The organism is Shewanella sp. AC91-MNA-CIBAN-0169, from assembly GCF_040310165.1.
Classification (GTDB): domain Bacteria; phylum Pseudomonadota; class Gammaproteobacteria; order Enterobacterales; family Shewanellaceae; genus Shewanella.
In genome coordinates, this window is record NZ_JBEOPM010000022.1 from 1 (window position 1) to 19,799 (window position 19,799).

Annotated in this window: 20 protein-coding genes, 1 tRNA gene and 1 pseudogene; 8 read left to right on the forward strand and 14 right to left on the reverse strand. The window is 39.6% G+C overall.

What is annotated here, in order from left to right:
* Nucleotide 1: 1 nt before the first annotated feature.
* Together AAEY98_RS16910 and AAEY98_RS16915 are read right to left on the reverse strand one after the other, a co-directional pair.
* A tRNA-Val gene (locus tag AAEY98_RS16910) sits at nt 2–75 on the reverse strand.
* A 166-nt stretch (nt 76–241) separates the two neighbouring features.
* Complete coding sequence (locus AAEY98_RS16915) at nt 242–1,612, reverse strand: MATE family efflux transporter (protein WP_351018326.1); 1,371 nt, start codon at nt 1,610–1,612, stop codon at nt 242–244.
* Between the two features lie 29 nt (nt 1,613–1,641).
* On the opposite strand from AAEY98_RS16915, the gene AAEY98_RS16920 reads away from it, so the two are divergent.
* Complete coding sequence (locus tag AAEY98_RS16920; protein ID WP_101088268.1) at nt 1,642–2,256, forward strand: riboflavin synthase subunit alpha; 615 nt, start codon at nt 1,642–1,644, stop codon at nt 2,254–2,256.
* A 76-nt stretch (nt 2,257–2,332) separates the two neighbouring features.
* On the opposite strand, the gene AAEY98_RS16925 is transcribed toward AAEY98_RS16920, so the two are convergent.
* Complete coding sequence (locus tag AAEY98_RS16925; RefSeq protein ID WP_101088269.1) at nt 2,333–2,533, reverse strand: CPXCG motif-containing cysteine-rich protein; 201 nt, start codon at nt 2,531–2,533, stop codon at nt 2,333–2,335.
* Between the two features lie 494 nt (nt 2,534–3,027).
* Between AAEY98_RS16925 and thrS the strand changes: the two genes are divergently transcribed.
* The 5 genes from thrS to AAEY98_RS16950 all read left to right on the forward strand — a co-directional run bounded on the left by thrS (nt 3,028) and on the right by AAEY98_RS16950 (nt 7,844).
* Nucleotides 3,028–4,956, forward strand: coding sequence for a threonine--tRNA ligase (gene thrS, locus AAEY98_RS16930; RefSeq protein WP_351018329.1), 1,929 nt, complete (start codon nt 3,028–3,030; stop codon nt 4,954–4,956).
* A 3-nt stretch (nt 4,957–4,959) separates the two neighbouring features.
* Nucleotides 4,960–5,502 (forward strand): translation initiation factor IF-3, encoded by a 543-nt coding sequence (infC, locus tag AAEY98_RS16935; protein WP_081430133.1) that lies wholly within the window; start codon nt 4,960–4,962, stop codon nt 5,500–5,502.
* An 83-nt stretch (nt 5,503–5,585) separates the two neighbouring features.
* On the forward strand, nt 5,586–5,780 hold the full coding sequence (gene rpmI / locus AAEY98_RS16940) for a 50S ribosomal protein L35 (RefSeq protein WP_011496149.1): 195 nt from the start codon (nt 5,586–5,588) through the stop codon (nt 5,778–5,780).
* A 16-nt stretch (nt 5,781–5,796) separates the two neighbouring features.
* Nucleotides 5,797–6,156, forward strand: coding sequence for a 50S ribosomal protein L20 (rplT, locus tag AAEY98_RS16945; protein ID WP_011637486.1), 360 nt, complete (start codon nt 5,797–5,799; stop codon nt 6,154–6,156).
* 494 nt (nt 6,157–6,650) lie between these two features.
* A complete protein-coding gene (locus AAEY98_RS16950) occupies nt 6,651–7,844 on the forward strand; it encodes an amino acid aminotransferase (protein WP_182744483.1) in 1,194 nt (397 codons plus the stop codon).
* 208 nt (nt 7,845–8,052) lie between these two features.
* Here the strand turns inward: AAEY98_RS16950 and yvcK are convergent, their stop codons facing one another.
* Entirely contained in the window at nt 8,053–9,009 is a 957-nt protein-coding gene (gene yvcK, locus AAEY98_RS16955) for a uridine diphosphate-N-acetylglucosamine-binding protein YvcK (protein ID WP_351018332.1), read from the reverse strand.
* Between the two features lie 266 nt (nt 9,010–9,275).
* Between yvcK and AAEY98_RS16960 the strand changes: the two genes are divergently transcribed.
* A complete protein-coding gene (locus AAEY98_RS16960) occupies nt 9,276–10,094 on the forward strand; it encodes a glucosaminidase domain-containing protein (RefSeq protein WP_101088273.1) in 819 nt (272 codons plus the stop codon).
* Complete coding sequence (locus tag AAEY98_RS16965) at nt 10,087–10,740, forward strand: DUF2987 domain-containing protein (protein WP_192114924.1); 654 nt, start codon at nt 10,087–10,089, stop codon at nt 10,738–10,740. Before AAEY98_RS16960 ends, AAEY98_RS16965 begins: the two co-directional genes overlap by 8 nt.
* A gap of 79 nt (nt 10,741–10,819) precedes the next feature.
* Here the strand turns inward: AAEY98_RS16965 and ttcA are convergent, their stop codons facing one another.
* The 10 genes and pseudogenes from ttcA to ccoO form a co-directional block, all read right to left on the reverse strand.
* Complete coding sequence (gene ttcA / locus AAEY98_RS16970) at nt 10,820–11,758, reverse strand: tRNA 2-thiocytidine(32) synthetase TtcA (RefSeq protein WP_101088275.1); 939 nt, start codon at nt 11,756–11,758, stop codon at nt 10,820–10,822.
* Nucleotides 11,759–11,849: 91 nt separating this feature from the next.
* Nucleotides 11,850–12,779, reverse strand: a complete 930-nt coding sequence (gene uspE / locus AAEY98_RS16975) for a universal stress protein UspE (protein WP_162023119.1) — start codon at nt 12,777–12,779, stop codon at nt 11,850–11,852.
* A gap of 98 nt (nt 12,780–12,877) precedes the next feature.
* On the reverse strand, nt 12,878–13,630 hold the full coding sequence (etrA, locus tag AAEY98_RS16980) for an electron transport transcriptional regulator EtrA (protein ID WP_101088277.1): 753 nt from the start codon (nt 13,628–13,630) through the stop codon (nt 12,878–12,880).
* Nucleotides 13,631–13,959: 329 nt separating this feature from the next.
* Nucleotides 13,960–14,649, reverse strand: a complete 690-nt coding sequence (locus tag AAEY98_RS16985; RefSeq protein ID WP_162023117.1) for a sulfite exporter TauE/SafE family protein — start codon at nt 14,647–14,649, stop codon at nt 13,960–13,962.
* A 164-nt stretch (nt 14,650–14,813) separates the two neighbouring features.
* A pseudogene (gene ccoS, locus AAEY98_RS16990) lies at nt 14,814–14,969 on the reverse strand (cbb3-type cytochrome oxidase assembly protein CcoS); the annotation flags it as partial.
* Nucleotides 14,966–17,359, reverse strand: coding sequence for a heavy metal translocating P-type ATPase (locus AAEY98_RS16995; RefSeq protein ID WP_351018337.1), 2,394 nt, complete (start codon nt 17,357–17,359; stop codon nt 14,966–14,968). The pseudogene ccoS and the gene AAEY98_RS16995, both read right to left, overlap by 4 nt.
* 57 nt (nt 17,360–17,416) lie before the next feature.
* The gene (locus AAEY98_RS17000) at nt 17,417–17,896 is read right to left on the reverse strand and encodes a FixH family protein (protein ID WP_192114920.1); all 480 of its coding nucleotides are present in this window, start codon (nt 17,894–17,896) and stop codon (nt 17,417–17,419) included.
* 116 nt (nt 17,897–18,012) lie between these two features.
* Complete coding sequence (ccoP, locus tag AAEY98_RS17005) at nt 18,013–18,981, reverse strand: cytochrome-c oxidase, cbb3-type subunit III (RefSeq protein ID WP_192114919.1); 969 nt, start codon at nt 18,979–18,981, stop codon at nt 18,013–18,015.
* 5 nt (nt 18,982–18,986) lie between these two features.
* Nucleotides 18,987–19,163: a cbb3-type cytochrome oxidase subunit 3 gene (locus AAEY98_RS17010; protein ID WP_011637473.1), complete on the reverse strand. Its 177-nt coding sequence runs from the start codon at nt 19,161–19,163 to the stop codon at nt 18,987–18,989.
* 9 nt (nt 19,164–19,172) lie between these two features.
* Nucleotides 19,173–19,799, reverse strand: coding sequence for a cytochrome-c oxidase, cbb3-type subunit II (gene ccoO, locus AAEY98_RS17015; RefSeq protein ID WP_101088282.1), 627 nt, complete (start codon nt 19,797–19,799; stop codon nt 19,173–19,175).

Sequence of the window (19,799 nt, forward strand, 5' to 3'; positions counted from 1 at the left end):
GTACACCCGAGTGGACTCGAACCACCGACCCCTACCATGTCAAGGTAGTGCTCTAACCAGCTGAGCTACGGGTGTATAGTTTAACGTTGCACTTTAAAATCTTTTGCTTCAAAGCGGACGCTATCTTAAGGGGGATAGGCTGTTGCATGCAAGCAAAAAAAACATTTATATGTCTAAATGGTGATTTGCTGTGCAACTTGATTCAAGCTTAAGCAATGTGAGTCGCTTAAGCTTCAAAAAATCAATTAGATTCGCCAATCTGTTTAAACTCAAATCCTTTCTTTTGAATGTATTTCAATCTAATAGCAAACAAAATTGCTGCCGAAGTTAAACCTGCAATTAATCCAATCCAAAATCCGTGTGCGCCCATAGGTTCAAAAATAAAATCGGTATAACCTAAAATGTAACCTGTAGTAATACCAATAACCCAATATGAAAACAAGGTGATATAGAAAGCACTACGAGTATCTTTATAACCACGTAATGCTCCAGCAGCGACTACTTGAATTGAATCTGATATCTGATAAAACGCAGCTAACATCATTAAACTACCAGCCAAAGCGACCACTTCAGGGTTATCGTTATACAACAAGGCGATTTGATGCTTAAAGGTGACGGTTAATAGGGCGGTAAAAATGGCTAGGGTGAATGATAACCATAAACCCACTTTTGCGACTAAAGCCGATATTTCTGGTTGCCCACGGCCAAGGTAATAACCAATTCGTATCGAGACAGCAATACCTATAGATAGTGGCAGCATAAAGACAATTGACGAGAAGTTAAGGGCAATCTGATGGCTTGCAACAACATTAGCGCCTAATGGAGCTAAAAATAACGCGATAATAGCAAACAGGCTGACCTCAAAAAATAATGCCATCGCAATTGGCATACCCAATTTAGTCATAGACCACATACTGGCTAAATGAGGACGGTAAAAATGCTTAAATGGCGCGAGCTGTTTAAATGTTTTATCAACTAACATGTAAATAATCATCGCAGCTAACATTGCCCAAAAGACTAATGCAGTTGCAACACCACAACCAGCACCACCCATAGCAGGAATACCAAAACCACCATAAATAAACACGTAATTAGCGGGTATATTGACCGCTAACCCAATGAAGCCTATCACCATTGTCGGCATGGTATAAGAAATCCCCTCACTGCAACCGCGTAATACTTGATACAACACGAAGGCTGGGGCGCCCCACAAAATGGCATCTATGTAACCTACTGTTAATAAATGCAGTTTTGGCTCTAAATGCATAAAGTCGAGCAAATATGTTGAAGATGCGAGAAATAACATCACCCCAATACCACCTATTATGGCAATATAACCCGCCTGAAAAATGAGTGATGGAATGATTTGTTGATTATTAGCCCCATGATGCTGTGAAAATACAGGGGTAAAGGACATTAACAAGCCTTGAACAAATAAGATTGCAGGTAACCATAGACTGGTGCCAACAGCTACGGCAGCCATATCTACTGCACTCACTCTACCTGCCATCACTGTGTCAATAAAACCCATCATGGTTTGAGTCACTTGAGCTATCAGCACAGGAAGCGCTAATTTTATCAAGCGTGAAATTTGAAAACCTGTATTATTCATTAAAAAACCTATAACGGAACGAGAGAATTATGTTTACTGGTATAGTCCAAGCCACGTGTGAAGTGGTATCGATTAACAATGCTGCAGGTCTTAAAACCTTTGAAGTTGCAATGACACCACCGTTAACACAAGGATTAGTGACAGGTGCTAGCGTAGCTAATAATGGGGTTTGCCTTACCGTAACCAAGATACTAAATGATAAGGTTTTTTTTGATGTAATGGAAGAAACATTAGCCGTAACTAACCTAGGTAATACCAGTGTCGGTGACATGGTTAATATTGAGCGCTCGTTAACGTTTGGAACTGAGATCGGTGGCCATATTTTATCTGGCCATGTACATACTCTGGCCACGGTTAAGGCTGTCAGTAACACCGACGAGCATTACAATATTGAATTACAGGTTGACTCACAATGGATGAACTACATCTTTTATAAAGGATTTGTGGGAATAAACGGTTGTAGCTTAACGGTAGGTAAAGTCAGTGACAGTGGTTTTGTACTGCATTTAATTCCAGAAACCTTAAAGTTAACTAATTTGAATCATTATAACGTTGGCGACAAGATTAATATCGAAATAGACAGTCAAACACAGGTTATTGTTGATACTGTGGAGCGAATTCTTGCTAAAAAGCAACTCGCCTAATCACCCAACATAATCACCTAAAATAATTATCTATATTAACTTGCCTGCTTTGAAGATTAAGCAGGCAAGCTAGGCATTAATAAATTTGTTCATCGTCAGAATCGATATGAAGTTCAATTGTTCGGCGGTTATCATCTAGGTGCATTCGAATGTGTATTGGATTACAACAAATACGGCAGTCGTCGTAATATTCTTGATCTCCAGAACTTGCATCTAAAGTGACATATTGATGATGCCCGCAATGCGGGCAACAAATGGCACGCGAAAGTAATCTCATTGCTAGTACTCCTCACTGACTCATTTCAGTAAGTATAGTGAGCATTTTATATTTTGGGTCATCCCTAAGCATGATTTAAATACAAATCAATATTATTCACTCACAACTAAGATTAAAGTCTATTTTTACATTTTTTAGTTATGAATCAGGGTTTAATGTAATCAATATAGTTAATCGTCACTAAATAGTCATCTTTAAAACAACAAACACCCTCTAAGGCAAGACACAATAAAGGTGGGCTAAAGTCATATTCACTGCTGACCAATACAGTGATCTTAACCAATGAATGTTGTTGAATACCTCATATATTGCAGTTATTCATCGCACCATGGTTGCGCAATAATCCGCTTATCACATAGAATAGAGACTTGCGTTTTTGGGTAACTAAGACTCCTGTACTGTCTTGATTTCATTAGCGTGCTCTCGTTCAAAAAGAACATACTTAATTACCATGTGGCCCTACGTGTGGGTCACCACTGGAAAAGGAATTTTTAATGCCTATTATTACATTGCCTGATGGCAGCAAACGTGAGTTTGCCAATCCTGTATCGACTCTTGATGTTGCATTAGACATCGGCCCTGGTTTAGCAAAAGCGTGTATTGCTGGCCGCGTAAACGGTGAATTAAAAGATGCAACTGACTTAATCACTGTAGACTCAGAGTTAGCTATCATCACGGCCAAAGACGAAGAGGGTGTTGAAATCCTTCGCCATTCTTGTGCGCATTTATTAGGTCACGCGATCAAACAAATGTGGCCTGAAACCAAAATGGCAATCGGCCCGGTTATCGACAACGGATTTTATTACGACATCGACTTAGATCATAAGCTGACGCATGAAGATATAGAAGCCTTAGAAAAGCGTATGCTTTCGTTAGCTAAAACTAACTACGATGTGGTTAAAAAAGTTGTATCTTGGAAAGACGCTCGTGATGCTTTTAGCGAACGCGGTGAAGAATACAAAATAGCTATTTTAGATGAAAACATCAGTAAAGACGCAACACCAGCGCTTTATCATCACGAAGAATACATCGACATGTGTCGTGGTCCACATGTGCCAAACATGCGTTTTTGTCAAAACTTTAAGTTAATGAGCGTTGCTGGTGCGTATTGGCGTGGTAACTCTGATAACAAAATGCTGCAACGTATATACGGCACAGCATGGGCTGACAAAAAAGCCCTTAAAACGCATTTAGTGCGTTTAGAAGAAGCTGCTAAGCGTGATCACCGTAAAATTGGTAAGCAACTAGATTTGTACCATATGCAAGAAGAAGCGCCAGGAATGGTGTTTTGGCATAACGATGGTTGGAGCATATTTTTAGAACTTGAGAAATTCATTCGTCAAAAGTTAGGTCAATACACTTATCAAGAAGTGAAAGGCCCTCTAATGATGGACCGAGTTTTATGGGAACGTTCTGGCCACTGGGATAAATACGCAGAAGCCATGTTCACCACTAACAGCGAAAACCGTGAATACGCGATTAAGCCAATGAACTGTCCAGGTCATGTACAGATTTTCAACCAAGGGTTAAAATCTTATCGCGACTTACCATTACGTATGGCAGAGTTTGGTTGTTGTCATCGTAACGAACCATCAGGTTCACTTCATGGTCTTATGCGTGTACGTGGCTTTACTCAAGACGACGCTCATGTTTTTTGTACTGATGATCAAGTGCAGGATGAAGTCAGTGCATGTATCCAAATGGTATACGACACATACGCTACATTTGGTTTCGATAATATCGTGGTTAAACTGTCAACTCGCCCTGAAAAGCGTATTGGTGATGACGATATGTGGGACCGAGCTGAAGACGCTTTAAAGCAAGCTCTTGCCAATAATAATATTAAATATGAAATATTACCGGGTGAAGGCGCTTTTTATGGTCCAAAAATCGAATTTACTTTGCATGACTGTTTAGATCGTGCATGGCAATGTGGTACAGTACAACTCGATTATGCATTACCGACTCGTTTGGGTGCCACTTATGTCGCAGAAGACAACAGTCGCCAGACGCCAGTAATGATCCATCGTGCTATTTTAGGTTCTTTAGAACGTTTCATAGGTATATTGATAGAAGAATACGCCGGTAAATTCCCAACATGGCTTGCTCCAATGCAAGTTGTTGTAATGAACATTACCGATAAACAAGCTGATTATGTTGAAGAAATCGTTAAATTCTTCAAAGAACAGGGTATTCGAGCATCTTTTGACTTGAGGAATGAGAAAATAGGCTTTAAAATACGCGAACACACCCTAAGACGTGTGCCTTATTTATTGGTCGTTGGTGATCAAGAAATGGAAAATAAGGAAGTAGCGGTGCGTACGCGTGACGGTATCGATTTAGGCAAGTTAAAACTAGAAGATTTCGCCGCGATGATACGTCAACAGATTTCGCTCCGTAGTCTCAAATTGTTGGAGGAATAGGTCATAAAGATCAAAAGAACAGCAGGGCGACAGCCAGCCCCTAATAGAATCAATGATGAAATCACTGGTGTACCTGAAGTCCGTTTATCAGGTTTAGATGGTGAGCCAATTGGTATATTAAGTATAAAAGAAGCTCAGAACGTTGCAGATGAAGCCGGAGTTGATCTTGTAGAGATCAGTCCCAATGCTGAGCCACCTGTCTGTCGCATAATGGACTACGGTAAGTTCCTTTTTGATAAAGCGAAAGCTCAAAAAGAACAAAAGAAGAAGCAGAAACAGGTCCAGGTTAAGGAAATTAAATTCCGTCCTGGCACTGATGAAAACGACTATCAGGTAAAACTACGCAACCTGATTCGTTTTCTAGAAGATGGTGACAAAGCGAAAATTACGCTGCGTTTCCGTGGTCGCGAAATGGCACACCAAAACCTAGGTATGGATCTTTTGAACCGTATCAAGGCTGATTTGGAAGAGTATGCGGTTGTTGAATCTTTCCCGAAAATGGAAGGTCGACAAGCAATTATGGTGCTAGCACCTAAAAAGAAATAGTAGGGCAACCCTAAAGTAGCAAAAGTCTCTTGAGGCTTTTGCTCGCCTTACGTTTATTAACGTCCCAATGCGGAGTTTTAGAAATGCCTAAAATGAAAACAGACAAGGGTGTAGCGAAGCGTTTTAAGAAAACCGCTAATGGTTTCAAGCGCAAGCAAGCACACTTACGTCACATTTTGACCAAGAAAAGCACTAAGCGTAAGCGTCACTTACGTGCTAAATGTTTAGTTGCTAAATCTGACGTTCCAGCAATCGCGCGTCAACTACCATACGCTTAATTTAGGAGTTTAGAAAATGCCAAGAGTTAAGCGTGGTGTAACCGCACGTGCTCGTCACAAGAAAGTTTTAAAATTAGCTAAAGGTTATTATGGCGCTCGTAGCCGTACTTACCGTGTTGCTGTTCAGGCAGTAACTAAAGCTGGTCAATATGCTTACCGTGACCGTCGTCAGAAAAAACGTCAATTCCGTCAGTTATGGATTGCACGTATTAATGCAGCGTCTCGTCAAAATGGTCTGTCTTACAGCCGTTTCATTAACGGCTTGAAAAAGGCGTCTATTGAAATCGATCGTAAGATTTTGGCTGACATCGCTGTTTTCGACAAAGTTGTTTTTGCAACTTTAGTTGAAAAAGCAAAAGAAGCGTTAACTAAGTAATTAGTTTAGTCGCTTTAAAAAGAGGAACCTTCGGGTTCCTTTTTTTATATCCGTTAAACGACAAGATTGACTTAATAAAGTCCTCGCGATTCTATAACTGTTTTTTTGTAATGTAATATTAACTACAGAACAAGATATTGTCTGATAGTCATCAGATGATTGTCACCCATATCATATCGAAACTTTCATTTTACTATCTTCTGACAGAAGTAACGCTAAATCACTTAGCGATTAAAAATGAATCTAACGTTACTCACCAAATAAAAAGCAATTAGCAGTCAGAGTAGTGTTCCCTGTTCTGGTGGGGAGATAATACTAATGGCAGGAAGTGACAGGATAACTAACAAAATAACTATTATCGTGTACATAAATTTGAGGAATGTTCACTTTATCATAAAATTATCTCAACTATTAAAAATCTCACTACTCACTGTCGACATACAATGGTATAACTAAACAAAATTAGTCTCTTCACCTCACTTAGGATAGTTGTAATGATCTTTTCTCAAGTCACGCTTGCGCCAGCAGACCCGATCTTAGGCTTAACAGATGCTTTCAAAGCAGATACTCGCTCACACAAAGTCAACTTAGGTGTCGGCATTTATAAAGATGAAGCAGGGCAAACGCCGATATTATCTTCTGTAAAAAAAGCTGAAGCTATTTTACTTGAAACCGAAAAGACCAAGAATTACCTCGGTATTGAAGGTGTACAAGCTTACAATCAAGTGGTTCAAGAATTACTCTTTGGGCCTGAGAGCCAAATTATATCGGATAAACGAGCTGTAACAGCTCAAGCACCCGGTGGAACTGGGGCATTACGGGTAGCATCAGAGTTTCTAGTCCGAAATACCAAATCAACAACCATTTGGGTTAGTAATCCTACTTGGGCTAATCACCAGAATATTTTTGAAACCGCAGGATTAACCGTTAAAGAATACCGTTATTACAAAGCTGAAACACACGATATGGATTTCGATTCAATGTTAGTTGATTTAGCCAATGCGGATGCCGGTGATGTGGTTTTACTTCATGGTTGCTGTCATAACCCAACGGGTATCGATTTATCAATTGAACAATGGACACTCGTCGCCAAGGTTTGTTTAGAAAAATCATTGTTACCGTTATTTGATTTTGCTTACCAAGGTTTTGGTGCTGGTCTAGATGAAGATGCACAAGGTCTACGTACAGTTGCTGCTGTAGTACCAGAGTTATTAATTGCAAACTCTTTTTCTAAAAACTTCGGTTTATATAACGAACGCGTCGGTGCGGTAACCATCGTTGCTGAAAATCAAGATGATGCAGTAAAAAGCTTTAGCCAAATTAAAAAAACTATCCGCGCAAATTATTCTAATCCTCCGGCACATGGCGGATTGATTGTAAGTACCATTTTAGCGGATGCTGCACTGCGCCAAGAATGGGAAATAGAATTGACGCTAATGCGTGAACGCATTGCTGAAATGCGCAGTTTATTTGTCGAAAGTCTAAAAGCTGAAGGTGTCGAACAAGATTTCAGCTTCATCTCTCGTCAAAACGGTATGTTTAGTTTTTCTGGTCTGAACAAAAGCCAAGTTGCTCGTTTAAAAGATGAGTTCGCTATTTACATTGTCGGCTCGGGTCGTATTAGTGTGGCTGGGTTAACGAAAAATAATATCCCAGCGGTGTGTAAAGCCATAGCTCAAGTGATTTAGTCTTAGCTATTGGGATACAAAAATGGCTGCATTATGCAGCCATTTTTGTGTTGACCATTTCAATTTTCATATCTGACAAAGTTGCACGTTAGCCAAATGTTTAACTCCATCAAATCACTTCTGCGAGCAGTATGCTCCATCAACAGAATTCATAACGAATATTAAACACCATGAGCTTCGATATGACTATAGACAATATCGATAGATTTTATGTCATATTGCAATGACGGTATTCAACCAAATCAATCCGCTTAAGGTGTAAGTCACAAACTTGGCTAATCGCTTCTGCTAATGCTGTTTTGTCATGTAACCCTGGATGATATTGGCTAATTAATGGAAAGTGATTAAAACGAACACCGTTAATGTTGGAATGAGACAACTTAATTTCACTCCCATGCTGAATAACATCAGCAATCACTTCTTTGCCTATTACCTGGTTAAACCAAGCAATTTTATCTTCAATACTAAACGTGCTTGCAGGTGAATACTCAGCGGTTAAATTATCAATTAACATAACATGTGCGTTCGACTCACGAATGCTCTTGGCTATTTGTGGCAGCAATAAAGGAGGAAGTATACTGGTTAAAAAACTCCCTGGGCCGATAATAATTAAATCAGCATTTGCTAGTGCACTACAAGCCTCTAATGTCGCTTCAACTTCAGGTTCTAATGATAATGCAATCGGCGCTTCCTTCATGCCATCGACATTAAGTTCACCAAACACTTTATTACCACAGTGAGTAAGTGCCACCAGATGAGTAGAAGCTTCTGACATTGGAATAATTTGTGTCTCAATTTTAAGTAAGCCACGAATTAAGTTAACCGCTTCAAGTGGTCTTACACAAAGTTGATCAAGTGCGTGTAATACTACGTTACCTAAATTATGCCCCGAAAGTTCATTGTCACCCGTAAAACGATGATCAAATAACATTGAACCTAACGATGGACGATGTGCAAGATGGGAAAGACAATTACGTAAATCCCCCCAAGCAATAGTTTGTTGATCTTGCCTAAGCCTACCAGTAGAACCACCGTTATCAGTCGTTGCAACAATTCCCGTTAATCTCGGACCTAAAAAAGATAATGAGGCAAGAATTCTGCCTAATCCATGTCCGCCACCGATGGCTACCACATGATGATAATTATTGAACTTTTGATTCAACATAATGTGTTCTCAAATCCTTGAGTTGTTGAATAAGACGATTCACAATCATAAATGACTGCCCCGTAAACACGTATAATGATTTTAACTGGATATAGTCATGAAAGTGTAATTAATTTTAGTTTTTGTAGACGCTGACTTAACGTATCGTGATCAATAACGGATAAGCACAGACTCTACAAAAGTGGTTTACTGTATCCTATCGTTTATTAAGGTTATAATTAGCGGGATTTATAAGTTGAAATGAATTTTTGATAAGGCAGGTACTGTTGAAGATAGGCAATGTGGGTCAAGTGACTTTTGCGTTAGGCTTAGCCGTTGTTGCTTTGTTGGCGATGCGACTCTTTATTTTTCCTAACACTAGCCAGATATCTGTAGCACCTGGTGAACGTCAGTTGAATAATATTGATCTAGGTAAGGTGCCGTTATTTGCTGAAATAGAAGATATTGCCACTAAAAAGCAAATATTTTTTGATTTTTTACGTCCGGCCATTGAAGCACAAAATCAGATTATTATTCACGATCGTCAATTTTTACTGGCTGTTATTGAGCAAATTGATAATGGCTTAGGACTGAGTGAAAATGATAGTGATAGGCTAACAACCATTCTTGAAAAATATCAATATGATGTTAAAGCAATTACTCGCATAACCTTAATGCCATTATTAAAGCGTATCGATATTATTCCGGTTGATATGGTATTAGTTCAAGCTGCCAATGAAAGCGGTTGGGGCAGTTCACGTTTTGCTGTCGACGGGTTTAACTTCTTTGGTCAATGGTGTTTTATTGAAGGCTGTGGTTTAGTGCCATTAGCGCGAGCTGATGGAAAAATTCATGAGGTTGCAGTATTTGATTCACCCAAAGATTCCATTATTGCTTACATGATCAATTTAAACACCAATTCCGCGTATCGTTTATTTCGTTCTATTCGTGCCGATTTACGGGCTCAAAAAGTTAAACCAACAGCCGAGAAATTGGTTTATGGGTTAATGAATTATTCAGAACGAAAAGATGAGTACATTGATGAACTCCTCGAAATGCTTAAACACAATAAGCCATATTTACAAGGGAACAAAGCTAATGCGTAATCGTACGCTACTTAACGGATTTATTTTTATATCGACTATTTTTATAGTGAATAGCAGTTTTGCTGAAACGGTTTCTTTAGAGTACAACGGCTTTTATGATCGATTAAAGCAAGTGAATAAGCAAAACTATCCTTTAGTTGAGCTAGCCTTTAGTGTTCCTATCACACCTGATTGCATCATAGTGTCAGGCAGTATTACCACTGAAAAAGAACAGTTCCCGTTAACATATACTAAACAACAACGTTTATTTATTCCTTACGATCCACAGCTGAAATCAGACCGCGGCTTAGTCAATATTAATGTGGTGGGTGATGCAGCACAGTGTGGGATTGCCATGCAAGTTCGCGCTAAAGAAACTAAACAACATTTTACTCAAACAGAACTATTAGCATTAACCGATGACATGAATAAATTACTTGATGGATTACAAGGTTTTCCAATGAAGTATTTTAGAAAACCGATTAATGGACTCACGTTTGAGTTTGCTGAAATACAAGCAGATGGCATAACAGTTAAGGTTGTTGTTGATAATGTAGAATCAATAGCTGGCGAAAAATACACTTTAACACTCGAACAAATCAATCAGATAAAAAACATTTCATTTACCCACAAACCCAGTGTTGTGAGTCCTCTCGTAACCCAGTAATCTGAACTCGGGATAAATAATAAAAGAAAGGCGTTGATATCAACGCCTTTTGTTTATCTATTAACAGCTAGTCTATTTATTATGGCTTAAATGTCGCCACCACATCGATTCGATTACTAATGTCTAAATTGATGTGACCATTATTACTGATATCGACAAAATCAAAAGCAGGTAAGTCGGCATCAGCTACGTCACCAGTATTTACGGCATCTGGGTTACGCTTTAATGATTTAAAATCAAAATGTTCGCGATCAACACCTTGTGATGGTGAGGTATTTTGCATTGCAGTAAAAATAGTTTCAATACGCCCAGGATGTTGCTTATCCCACATTTGTAACATGTCTTTGACTGCGCCACGTTTTAAATTTTCTTGTGAGCCACATAAGTTACAAGGAATGATAGGAAATGATTTTAGGGTCGAATATTCTTCAATATCTTTCTCACGGCAATAGGCCAATGGACGAATGACCATATTGGCACCGTCATCAGACAATAGTTTAGGCGGCATGGCTTTTTGTTTGCCAGCATAAAACATATTCAAAAACATGGTTTCAATAATATCGTCGCGATGATGACCTAAAGCAATTTTTGTGGCGCCAATATGTTGGGCAAATCCATAAAGAGTACCACGACGTAAACGAGAGCAAAGTGAACATGTCGTTTTGCCTTCAGGTATCTTTTCTTTAACGATAGAGTAGGTATCTTTTTCGAGAATATGATAAGCCACGCCTAACTTATCTAAGTAAGCAGGCAGCACATGCTCAGGAAAACCTGGTTGCTTTTGGTCTAGGTTAACGGCCACAATTTCAAATTTGATAGGGGCACGTTGTTGAAGGGTTAATAAAATATCCAGCATGGTGTAGCTGTCTTTGCCGCCGGAAAGGCAGCACATAACACGATCACCATCTTCGATCATATTGTAGTCTGCAATGGCTGAACCGACTTCATGTCGTAGACGCTTTTGCAGTTTATTCATACGAGTAATATTTTGTTTAGCGATTGTATCAACTTCAGACATAAAAAATGCGCCCAGTAACCAAGTGTTTCAGGGCGCGTATTATTCCAGTATTCGAGGTCAGGGTAAAGTAGTTAACCTATTCTATTGGAGACTAATCTTCTAAAGGTGATTTATATCCATCAGGTTTAATCGCTAACAAATCGCAATTAATGCTGTCGATGACATGTTCAGCAGTATTACCAATTAATGCCGCTGAAAAACCAGTACGACCAACTGTACCAAGGACCACTAATTCGGCATCTAATTTAGCAGCCATTTCTGGAATCACATCTTCTGGCAAACCTTCTTCAACATGGCAATTTTCAAGCGGAATATTATAGGCTTGAGCTAAATATTGTACTCGTTGCTCATGTTGCATACGCACTGTGTTGTTATACACATTGGCATCAAAGTCGGGTAATTCAATGGCTAAATTTACTGGCGTACCAGGGTAACCATTGACTAAATGAACACTAGCAGAGAATTTTTTGGCTAAATCGAGTGCATGATTAATGATTTTGCCATTAAGCGTTTGATGATCTTCATCTTCACTCACCACATTAACCGCACAAACAATTTTTCCAGCCACTGGCCAATCGTGTTCTTTGACTAATAAAACAGGAACCGGAGATTTACGCATTAAATGCCAATCTGTAGGTGTAAAAATTACAGCTTTTAATTTGTCGTGTACGTGGGTGCTTTTAACAATTAAATCATAATTGCCTTTCATCGCATGATTAATCACACTTTCGAAAGGGCGGTTATGCCACACAACTTCGGTATTAATTTTTATATTGAATTTACTAAAACCATCTATGGCATTTTCTAACCAAGCGACACGTTGATCAATAACACCTTGGCGCATCGCTTCACGTTCTTGACTGGACAAAATTGAAGTCATTTCATATGAGAAGTCAAAAATGGATAAAAATGCAGTTATCTCTGCCTGACTTTTTGACGCTAATTCAACAGCACGTGCCAATGCGGGTTGATGATCCGTTGTAGGATTAATCACCACTAATATCTTTTTATAATCCTTCATATAACCTCCAAAGCTGTTGAGTTCTTATTTACATTACCTATTGATAGTATTACCGTTTGCTAATAAATAAACTTTGAGATAGATCATATATATCAAATTTAAGTGGCGATGCGAGCATTTCCAGCAAGGGTACTTAACGATGAGTGATCGATAATAGAAATATACTTACCCTTAACCTCAATTAAACCAGACTTTTGAAACCGACCTAATAAACGGCTAATTGTCTCAACTGTTAAGCCTAAATAGTTGCCGATATCACCACGAGTCATTGTCAGACGAAATTCATGAGGCGAGAAACCTCTATTACCAAAGCGATTAGCCAGGTTATTAATAAATGCAGCTAAACGTTCTTCAGCATTTTTCTTTGAAAGCAATAGGATCATCTCTTGATCACTCATAATTTCATTGCTCATTAAACGCATAATTTGCTGGCGTAGCTTAGGCATAGATCCAGATAAATCATCTAAAGTTTCATAGGGGATTTCACAGACCATTGAGGTTTCTAAGGCTTGGGCAAAGCTTTGATGACGTTGTGCATGAATACCATCAAAACCAATGACGTCACCGGCCAAATGGAATCCAGTAATTTGCTCATCACCTTGCTCAGTAATGGTATAACTTTTGATTGTACCGGAGCGAATTGCATACAATGACTTAAGCACGTCACCGGACTTGAAGATAAGGTCACCTTTTTGAATGGGTTTTTTACGTTCAATAATGCTGTCGAGTTTATCAAGCTCATCATTGTTTAACGTAAAAGGGATACACAGGGCTTCCATACTGCAGTCGTGACAATGAATGGCGCAACCGGTAGTAGATGGACGTCGAGCTTTAATCAAATCTGAAGGCATACCCAATCTCAATTTATGAAGACGTTACTATGTTATACCATTCTGCATTAATAAGGTACTCTTCAACATCAGAGTCGCACTTACTATATGAAGAGAATGGACGCTGCAATCATGGCATTTTAAAACACAGTTGTTACTCACTTCGTTTCAACACACTGTAGATAGCAAAGTTTGTCAGTAAAATGTATTTAAAAATGATTATACATACTTAACAGCTTAACTTATAACCATTGATTTTAAACATAAAAATCTTTAGATCAATATCTGTGAAGCCGCTTAAAAATAGCCTCTAGCTTAACGACAATAAATGCATATTTGACCGTTATAAACTAGTTTAGTTGATTAAAAGCGATGTAAAGCGTTTGCAATCCAAATAACACTAAAAGCCCGCCACTGAATAATCTTACTGCCCGTTTTTGTACCCATTGAGCCAAGGTTTTAGCGGCTAATCCTGCAGCGAATAGAGCAGGTAAAGTCCCTAAACCAAACGCAAACATAATTAAGCCACCTTGTAATGCACTACCAGATGCAACTGACCAAGTTAATGTACTGTACACAAGGCCGCAAGGGAGCCAACCCCATACCATACCAGCCATAACAGCTTGCAATGGATGAGTAATAGGTATGAATTTACGCGTCAGTGGTTGTAAATATCGCCACAATATTTTGCCGACTTTTTCAATGTGTACAATGCCAAACCATATCTGAGCAATATAAAGCCCGGTAAGAATCATCATGGTGCCAGCAACAATTCGCAAAAAAATTAAATAACTATCAACATCAAATAAATGACCAAGGGCTGAGACACTGCCACCGACAATCGCACCCGCTACTGTGTAACTAAAAATACGTCCAAAATTGTAGCCACACAGAAATGTGAGTTGAGTGCCTAAGCGGGTCTGGCCATTGGTGGGTATATTGGCTGAAAAAGCGCCAATTAATCCACCGCACATGCCAAAACAATGCGCAGCGCCCATTAAACCAACAATAAATGCACCACCAACATTATATTCAATCACTGGGTTTACTCTGGTTTAGTGTGAGCAGTAGATGAAGCAGCAGAACCAACTGTATTTTGTTGGGCAACATCGGTAGTAGCAGAACGGTTAATTGGAGAGCTGTTAATTGGAAAATCATTAATTGCAGAGCTGTCGTTAGAAGAGTCGGCTTTAGCACTGCTTTTTTTGTTCATGCTGTTTTCGTCTTCATCGAATAAAATAGACACGCTTTGTCTATCTAAATCATCAAATTGCTCAGACTTTACTGCCCAAAAGAAAATAGAGACTGCTATCAATACAAACAACATCGCAATAGGTATTAATACGTAAATGATACTCATAACTTTATCCTAAGAAGGCGTAAGCTGTTGCTCACCACAATAAGTGAACTGACAGACATGCCAATCGCAGCAATATAAGGAGCAACATGCCCAGTAACTGCCAATGGCAAAATAATCATGTTATAAGCAAAAGCCCATAACAAATTTTGATGAATTATTCGCTGGGCTTGCTTAGCGACAAAGATAGCATCATTAAAACGTGACAAGTGATCGCCCAGTAAAATTAAGTCGGCACTGTTTTTGGCAATAGCACTGCCGCTTCCCATAGCAACAGACAAGTTTGCTCCGGCGAGCACTGGCGCGTCATTAATACCATCGCCAAACATAGCCACATTAGCCTGTTGTTGTAATTGATTCACTAACGCTAACTTATCTTGCGGCGATAAACCTGAATGCACATCAGAAATACCAAGTTTACTTGCTAAAAACTCAACATGACCCGAATTGTCGCCACTGGCAATACTGAGTGTTATGTTAGCTGCCTTTAAGACATTTACGGTGGCTAAACTATCAACTCTTAGCTCATCTAGCATTTCAATTTTAGCGACCAAATTATTATCGATGGAAAGATAAATCCACTGACTTTCTATTGCCTTCGAAGCCGCTATATTTGCCTCTGGGGTAACAAATTGTACCGTACCAATACAAACTTGCTGTTGGCCGATACTGGCCCGAATACCCAATCCAATATGATGGTCAACATTTTCAACAAAGTGTTTATTATCAAAAAAAGGCTTAAATGCTAATGCGATGGGGTGTAAAGAGCCTTGTTCAATTGCAGCAGCCATTGATAGGACCTGCTCCGATGAATATTTGCCAAAGGTTTGTACTTCACCAATCGATAAATGGCCACAGGTTAAGGTTCCCGTTTTATCAAACACCACATGATTAATTTTAGTCAGTTTTTCGAAAACTCCGGCCTTGCGCGGAATCACACCTAACTTGGTAAAAATAGCCGTCGCACATGTCACTGCTGTCGGCGTAGCAAGGGCTAGGGCACATGGACAAGTGGCAACTAATACCGACAAGGTGATCCAAAAGGCATCATCAGGAGAAATAAATAACCAAACACAATAAGTTATTGCTGCTATCGATAATATGGTCGCGGAAAAGTATCGAGCTAAACGGTCGGCCACCAAAGCGATGGCAGGTTTGTTGTTTGATGCAAGTTCTTGTAAACGAATAATTTCAGCCACTAGCTGATCTTGACCTAACGCAGTGACTTTAACCTCAAGAGGTTGTTCTACATTAATGGTTCCAGCATACACAGTATCTGATACCTGTTTGCCTATTGGCATTTGTTCACCGGTTAACATCGCTTCGTTGACGCTTGATAGGCCTGCAACCACCTCAGCATCTGCTGCAATCACCTCACCAGGTTTGACCAAAATAATATCGCCAATGACTAGCTGTTTAGCAGCGATCTCTGTAATTTCGCCGTCACGGTATAAATGTGCGGTCAAAGGGACCAGTTTATGTAAATTACTCGAACTGACGGAGGCTTTTTGTCTGGCTGTTTGTTCAAAATAACGGCCAAGTAATAAGAAGAAGGTAAACATGGATACTGATTCAAAATACACTTCGCCATTGGCCTGAATTGTCGCGACACAGCTGGCGACATAAGCACCTAAAATCGCGATGGAGACAGAGACATCCATATTAAGCTTGCCACTTAATAGACTACGAAGCGCACTGAAATAAAATGGTTGCGCAGAATACAATACCACTGGAGTAGCAAAAATTAAGCTAACCCAACGAAAATAATCCCGAAACTCAACATCTAGGTCGGTAAAGTATCCAGTGTATAAGGCGAGGGCAAACATCATCACCTGCATGGTGGCAAAACCTGCAAGTCCTAGGCGGAGTAAAAATTTACGACTGTCTGCTTTTGATTGTTTTTCTTGCTCATCAACTTGGTAGGGCGCAGCTTGATAGCCAATTTTACTGATAATCTGCAAAATTTCGCTGAGCTGAATAATTTGACTATCCCAACTCACTAACGCGCGTTGTGTGGTTGAGTTAACCAACACATTAGTGACTCCCGCAATAGGTTTGAGTTTATGTTCAATTAACCACGCACAAGCAGCGCAGGTAATACCGTCGATAGACAAAGAGGTTGAATCAATAGCACCTTGTTTATGAACAAAGTCTTGTTGAACTTCAGGTAAATCATAGGCACTGTACTGCGACAATTGTTCAGGGATCAAAGCAGTTTGACGATTGCCTGGCTCACTACGAAATTGATAATAGCTGCTTAAGCCAGCATCCATAATCGCTTGTGAAACCGCCTGACAACCTGGGCAACACATAGGTTGTGGTTGCCCATTAATCACGGTTGTAAACTGTTCACCCGTTAGCACCGGCTCATTGCAATGAAAGCAAGATGTCATCTATTTATACCAGCTTAATTAAATATGTCATCATTCAAAGACTTAATAGATTTACTATTAATTTAGCCAATATTCAACGTCATCTTTAATATCAATACGTTGTTGTATACGCCACTTAGCATCATAGCCTTCTATGCGCACTTCCCAAGGGCCGGTAATCGCAGCATCTAATGGGATGTGATAAACATAATTAGCATCAGAAGTTGCATTAAGGCTGAAATCTTTTTCTTCAATCGTTGGATGATAAAACTGAACATTCAATGCCGCACGATATTCAGGACCGCCTTGTTGAGTAATTTTTAATTCTTGATCGGCCACGGTAACTAAAAATTTCATCCCAATCTGTTGAGCGTACTTTATCTTACGCAAATCCATGTTAATGGCTTTGCCTTGTTTATAATAATCTTCAGCAACTAATGAGTCAGAATTATCTAAAGCAATCTTTAATGTAGTTAAACTAGCGATAACCGCACACATTGGCAAAATGATTAAAAACCAAGGCCAAAACTGTTTATACCAAGGGAGTTGATCCGACATAATTCGTCCTAAAATGGTGGTAATAATTCGGGGGCTATTTTACCCCTTAATGGCTTAATAATCACTTAAAAAAAAGGCCTCGATAATATCGAGGCCTAGATGTTACTTATAAGTAACTATTTGTTTGATAAGCTATAAACATAAGCTGTAATGACATGGACTTTCTCTTCACCAAGAATGTCTTTCCATGCTGGCATAACCGCTACTCGGCCATTAATGATAGATTCAGCAATCACACCGCGGCTGCCGCCGTATAACCAAACATTATCAGTCAGGTTAGGCGAACCCATGAACTTGTTGCCTTTTGCATCCATACCATGGCATGCAAAACAACCTTTCATAAATGAACCTTGACCTTGAGCAGCTAACGCTTCGTCATGTTCGCCACCAGATAGTTTAATCACGTATTCAGCTAGACCTTTAATCTCGCTGTCTTCGATAGGTAAACCACCTTTTGGAGGCATCATGCCGTTACGACCGTTCATCAGAGTAGTTTTAATAGTGGCTAAATCACCACCATATAACCAATCGTCATCGGTAAGGTTAGGGAAGCCTTTAGAACCGCGAGCGTCAGAGCCATGGCACTGTGAGCAGTTTTGTAAAAACAAACGTCCGCCCACCTTCAATGCTTCAGGATCCTTCACTAACTCTTCTAACGGTGTCGCTAAATAAGCCGCAAAAATTGGACCGTATTTTTCTTCAGCGTGTGCCACTTCGCGGTCATACTGAGATAAACGGTTTTCCGATTTTGCTGCTTCAAGCGCTGCAGCTGAGTCAGCTTTAATGCCATTTTCAGTACCAATACTTTGGTTTGAACTTGTCCAACCAAACAGACCTTTGTAGTTACCTAGGCCTGGATATAGAGCTAAATAGATCACACCGAATACGATGGTTAAATAGAACATGTACGCCCACCACTTTGGTAGTGGGTTGTTCAGTTCTTCAATACCATCAAAACTGTGGCCCATTGATTTACCTTCTTCTACACCGGTGTAATTATTATTAACCAGTTTAAGAAGGATAAAACAACCAGCAATGACCACAATCGTCAGTACAGAAATCCAAATGCTCCAGAAGTTACTCATAATCATTACTTCTGATCTCCCGAGTCTTTTGACATTTTTGCAAGTTCATCTTCTGTAAACACCAAGTTAGCCGCTTCGTCAAATTTTGACTTGCTATGCTTACTGTATGCCCAGAAGAAAATCCCTACAAAAGTCACCATAACAACTATGGTTAAAATACCTTGAAAAGTACCGTAATCCATTATTGCCTCCTATTTGAGTGCGTGACCCAAAGATTGCAAATAAGCGATCAGCGCCTGCATTTCTGTCTTGCCTTCAACCGCTTTTTTAGCGCCAGCAACTTCTTCATCAGTGTAAAGATCATTACCTTTGTAACCGCCTTTATGCAGGTTACGCAGAATAGTCATCTTGTCACCAGTGAGTTCGCCGTCTAGCTTATTTTCAGCTAACCAAGGGAAACCAGGCATGTTTGACTGTGGTACAACGTCACGAGGATTAAGCAAATGCACTTCATGCCACCTATCACTGTAACGTCCGCCAACACGGGCTAAATCAGGACCAGTACGCTTAGAACCCCATTGGAAAGGGTGATCCCAAACAGACTCGCCAGCAACAGAATAATGACCATAACGTTCTGTTTCAGCACGTAAAGGACGGATCATTTGGCTGTGACAGTTGTAACAACCTTCACGAACATAAATGTCACGACCTTCAATCTGCAAAGCAGTGTAAGGAATAAGACCTTCAACGGCTTCAGTAGTGTCTTTCTGAAATATCAGTGGTGTAATCTGCACCAAACCACCAAAACTAATGGCGATGACAGTGAAGATAGCAAGCAGGCCGACATTCTTTTCAATTAATTCATGATTAAATTTCAT

What these genes read in the sequence shown, in the direction of transcription:
- AAEY98_RS16950 (WP_182744483.1), top strand. Translation starts at nt 6,651, where the DNA reads ATGATCTTTTCTCAAGTCACGCTTGCGCCAGCAGACCCGATCTTAGGC.
- ccoO (WP_101088282.1), bottom strand. Translation starts at nt 19,799, where the DNA reads ATGAAATTTAATCATGAATTAATTGAAAAGAATGTCGGCCTGCTTGCT.
- AAEY98_RS16920 (WP_101088268.1), top strand. Translation starts at nt 1,642, where the DNA reads ATGTTTACTGGTATAGTCCAAGCCACGTGTGAAGTGGTATCGATTAAC.
- AAEY98_RS17000 (WP_192114920.1), bottom strand. Translation starts at nt 17,896, where the DNA reads ATGTCGGATCAACTCCCTTGGTATAAACAGTTTTGGCCTTGGTTTTTA.
- rpmI (WP_011496149.1), top strand. Translation starts at nt 5,586, where the DNA reads ATGCCTAAAATGAAAACAGACAAGGGTGTAGCGAAGCGTTTTAAGAAA.
- etrA (WP_101088277.1), bottom strand. Translation starts at nt 13,630, where the DNA reads ATGCCTTCAGATTTGATTAAAGCTCGACGTCCATCTACTACCGGTTGC.
- AAEY98_RS16925 (WP_101088269.1), bottom strand. Translation starts at nt 2,533, where the DNA reads ATGAGATTACTTTCGCGTGCCATTTGTTGCCCGCATTGCGGGCATCAT.
- uspE (WP_162023119.1), bottom strand. Translation starts at nt 12,779, where the DNA reads ATGAAGGATTATAAAAAGATATTAGTGGTGATTAATCCTACAACGGAT.
- rplT (WP_011637486.1), top strand. Translation starts at nt 5,797, where the DNA reads ATGCCAAGAGTTAAGCGTGGTGTAACCGCACGTGCTCGTCACAAGAAA.
- AAEY98_RS16915 (WP_351018326.1), bottom strand. Translation starts at nt 1,612, where the DNA reads ATGAATAATACAGGTTTTCAAATTTCACGCTTGATAAAATTAGCGCTT.
- ccoP (WP_192114919.1), bottom strand. Translation starts at nt 18,981, where the DNA reads ATGAGTAACTTCTGGAGCATTTGGATTTCTGTACTGACGATTGTGGTC.
- AAEY98_RS16995 (WP_351018337.1), bottom strand. Translation starts at nt 17,359, where the DNA reads ATGACATCTTGCTTTCATTGCAATGAGCCGGTGCTAACGGGTGAACAG.
- thrS (WP_351018329.1), top strand. Translation starts at nt 3,028, where the DNA reads ATGCCTATTATTACATTGCCTGATGGCAGCAAACGTGAGTTTGCCAAT.
- AAEY98_RS16965 (WP_192114924.1), top strand. Translation starts at nt 10,087, where the DNA reads ATGCGTAATCGTACGCTACTTAACGGATTTATTTTTATATCGACTATT.
- AAEY98_RS17010 (WP_011637473.1), bottom strand. Translation starts at nt 19,163, where the DNA reads ATGGATTACGGTACTTTTCAAGGTATTTTAACCATAGTTGTTATGGTG.
- yvcK (WP_351018332.1), bottom strand. Translation starts at nt 9,009, where the DNA reads ATGTTGAATCAAAAGTTCAATAATTATCATCATGTGGTAGCCATCGGT.
- ttcA (WP_101088275.1), bottom strand. Translation starts at nt 11,758, where the DNA reads ATGTCTGAAGTTGATACAATCGCTAAACAAAATATTACTCGTATGAAT.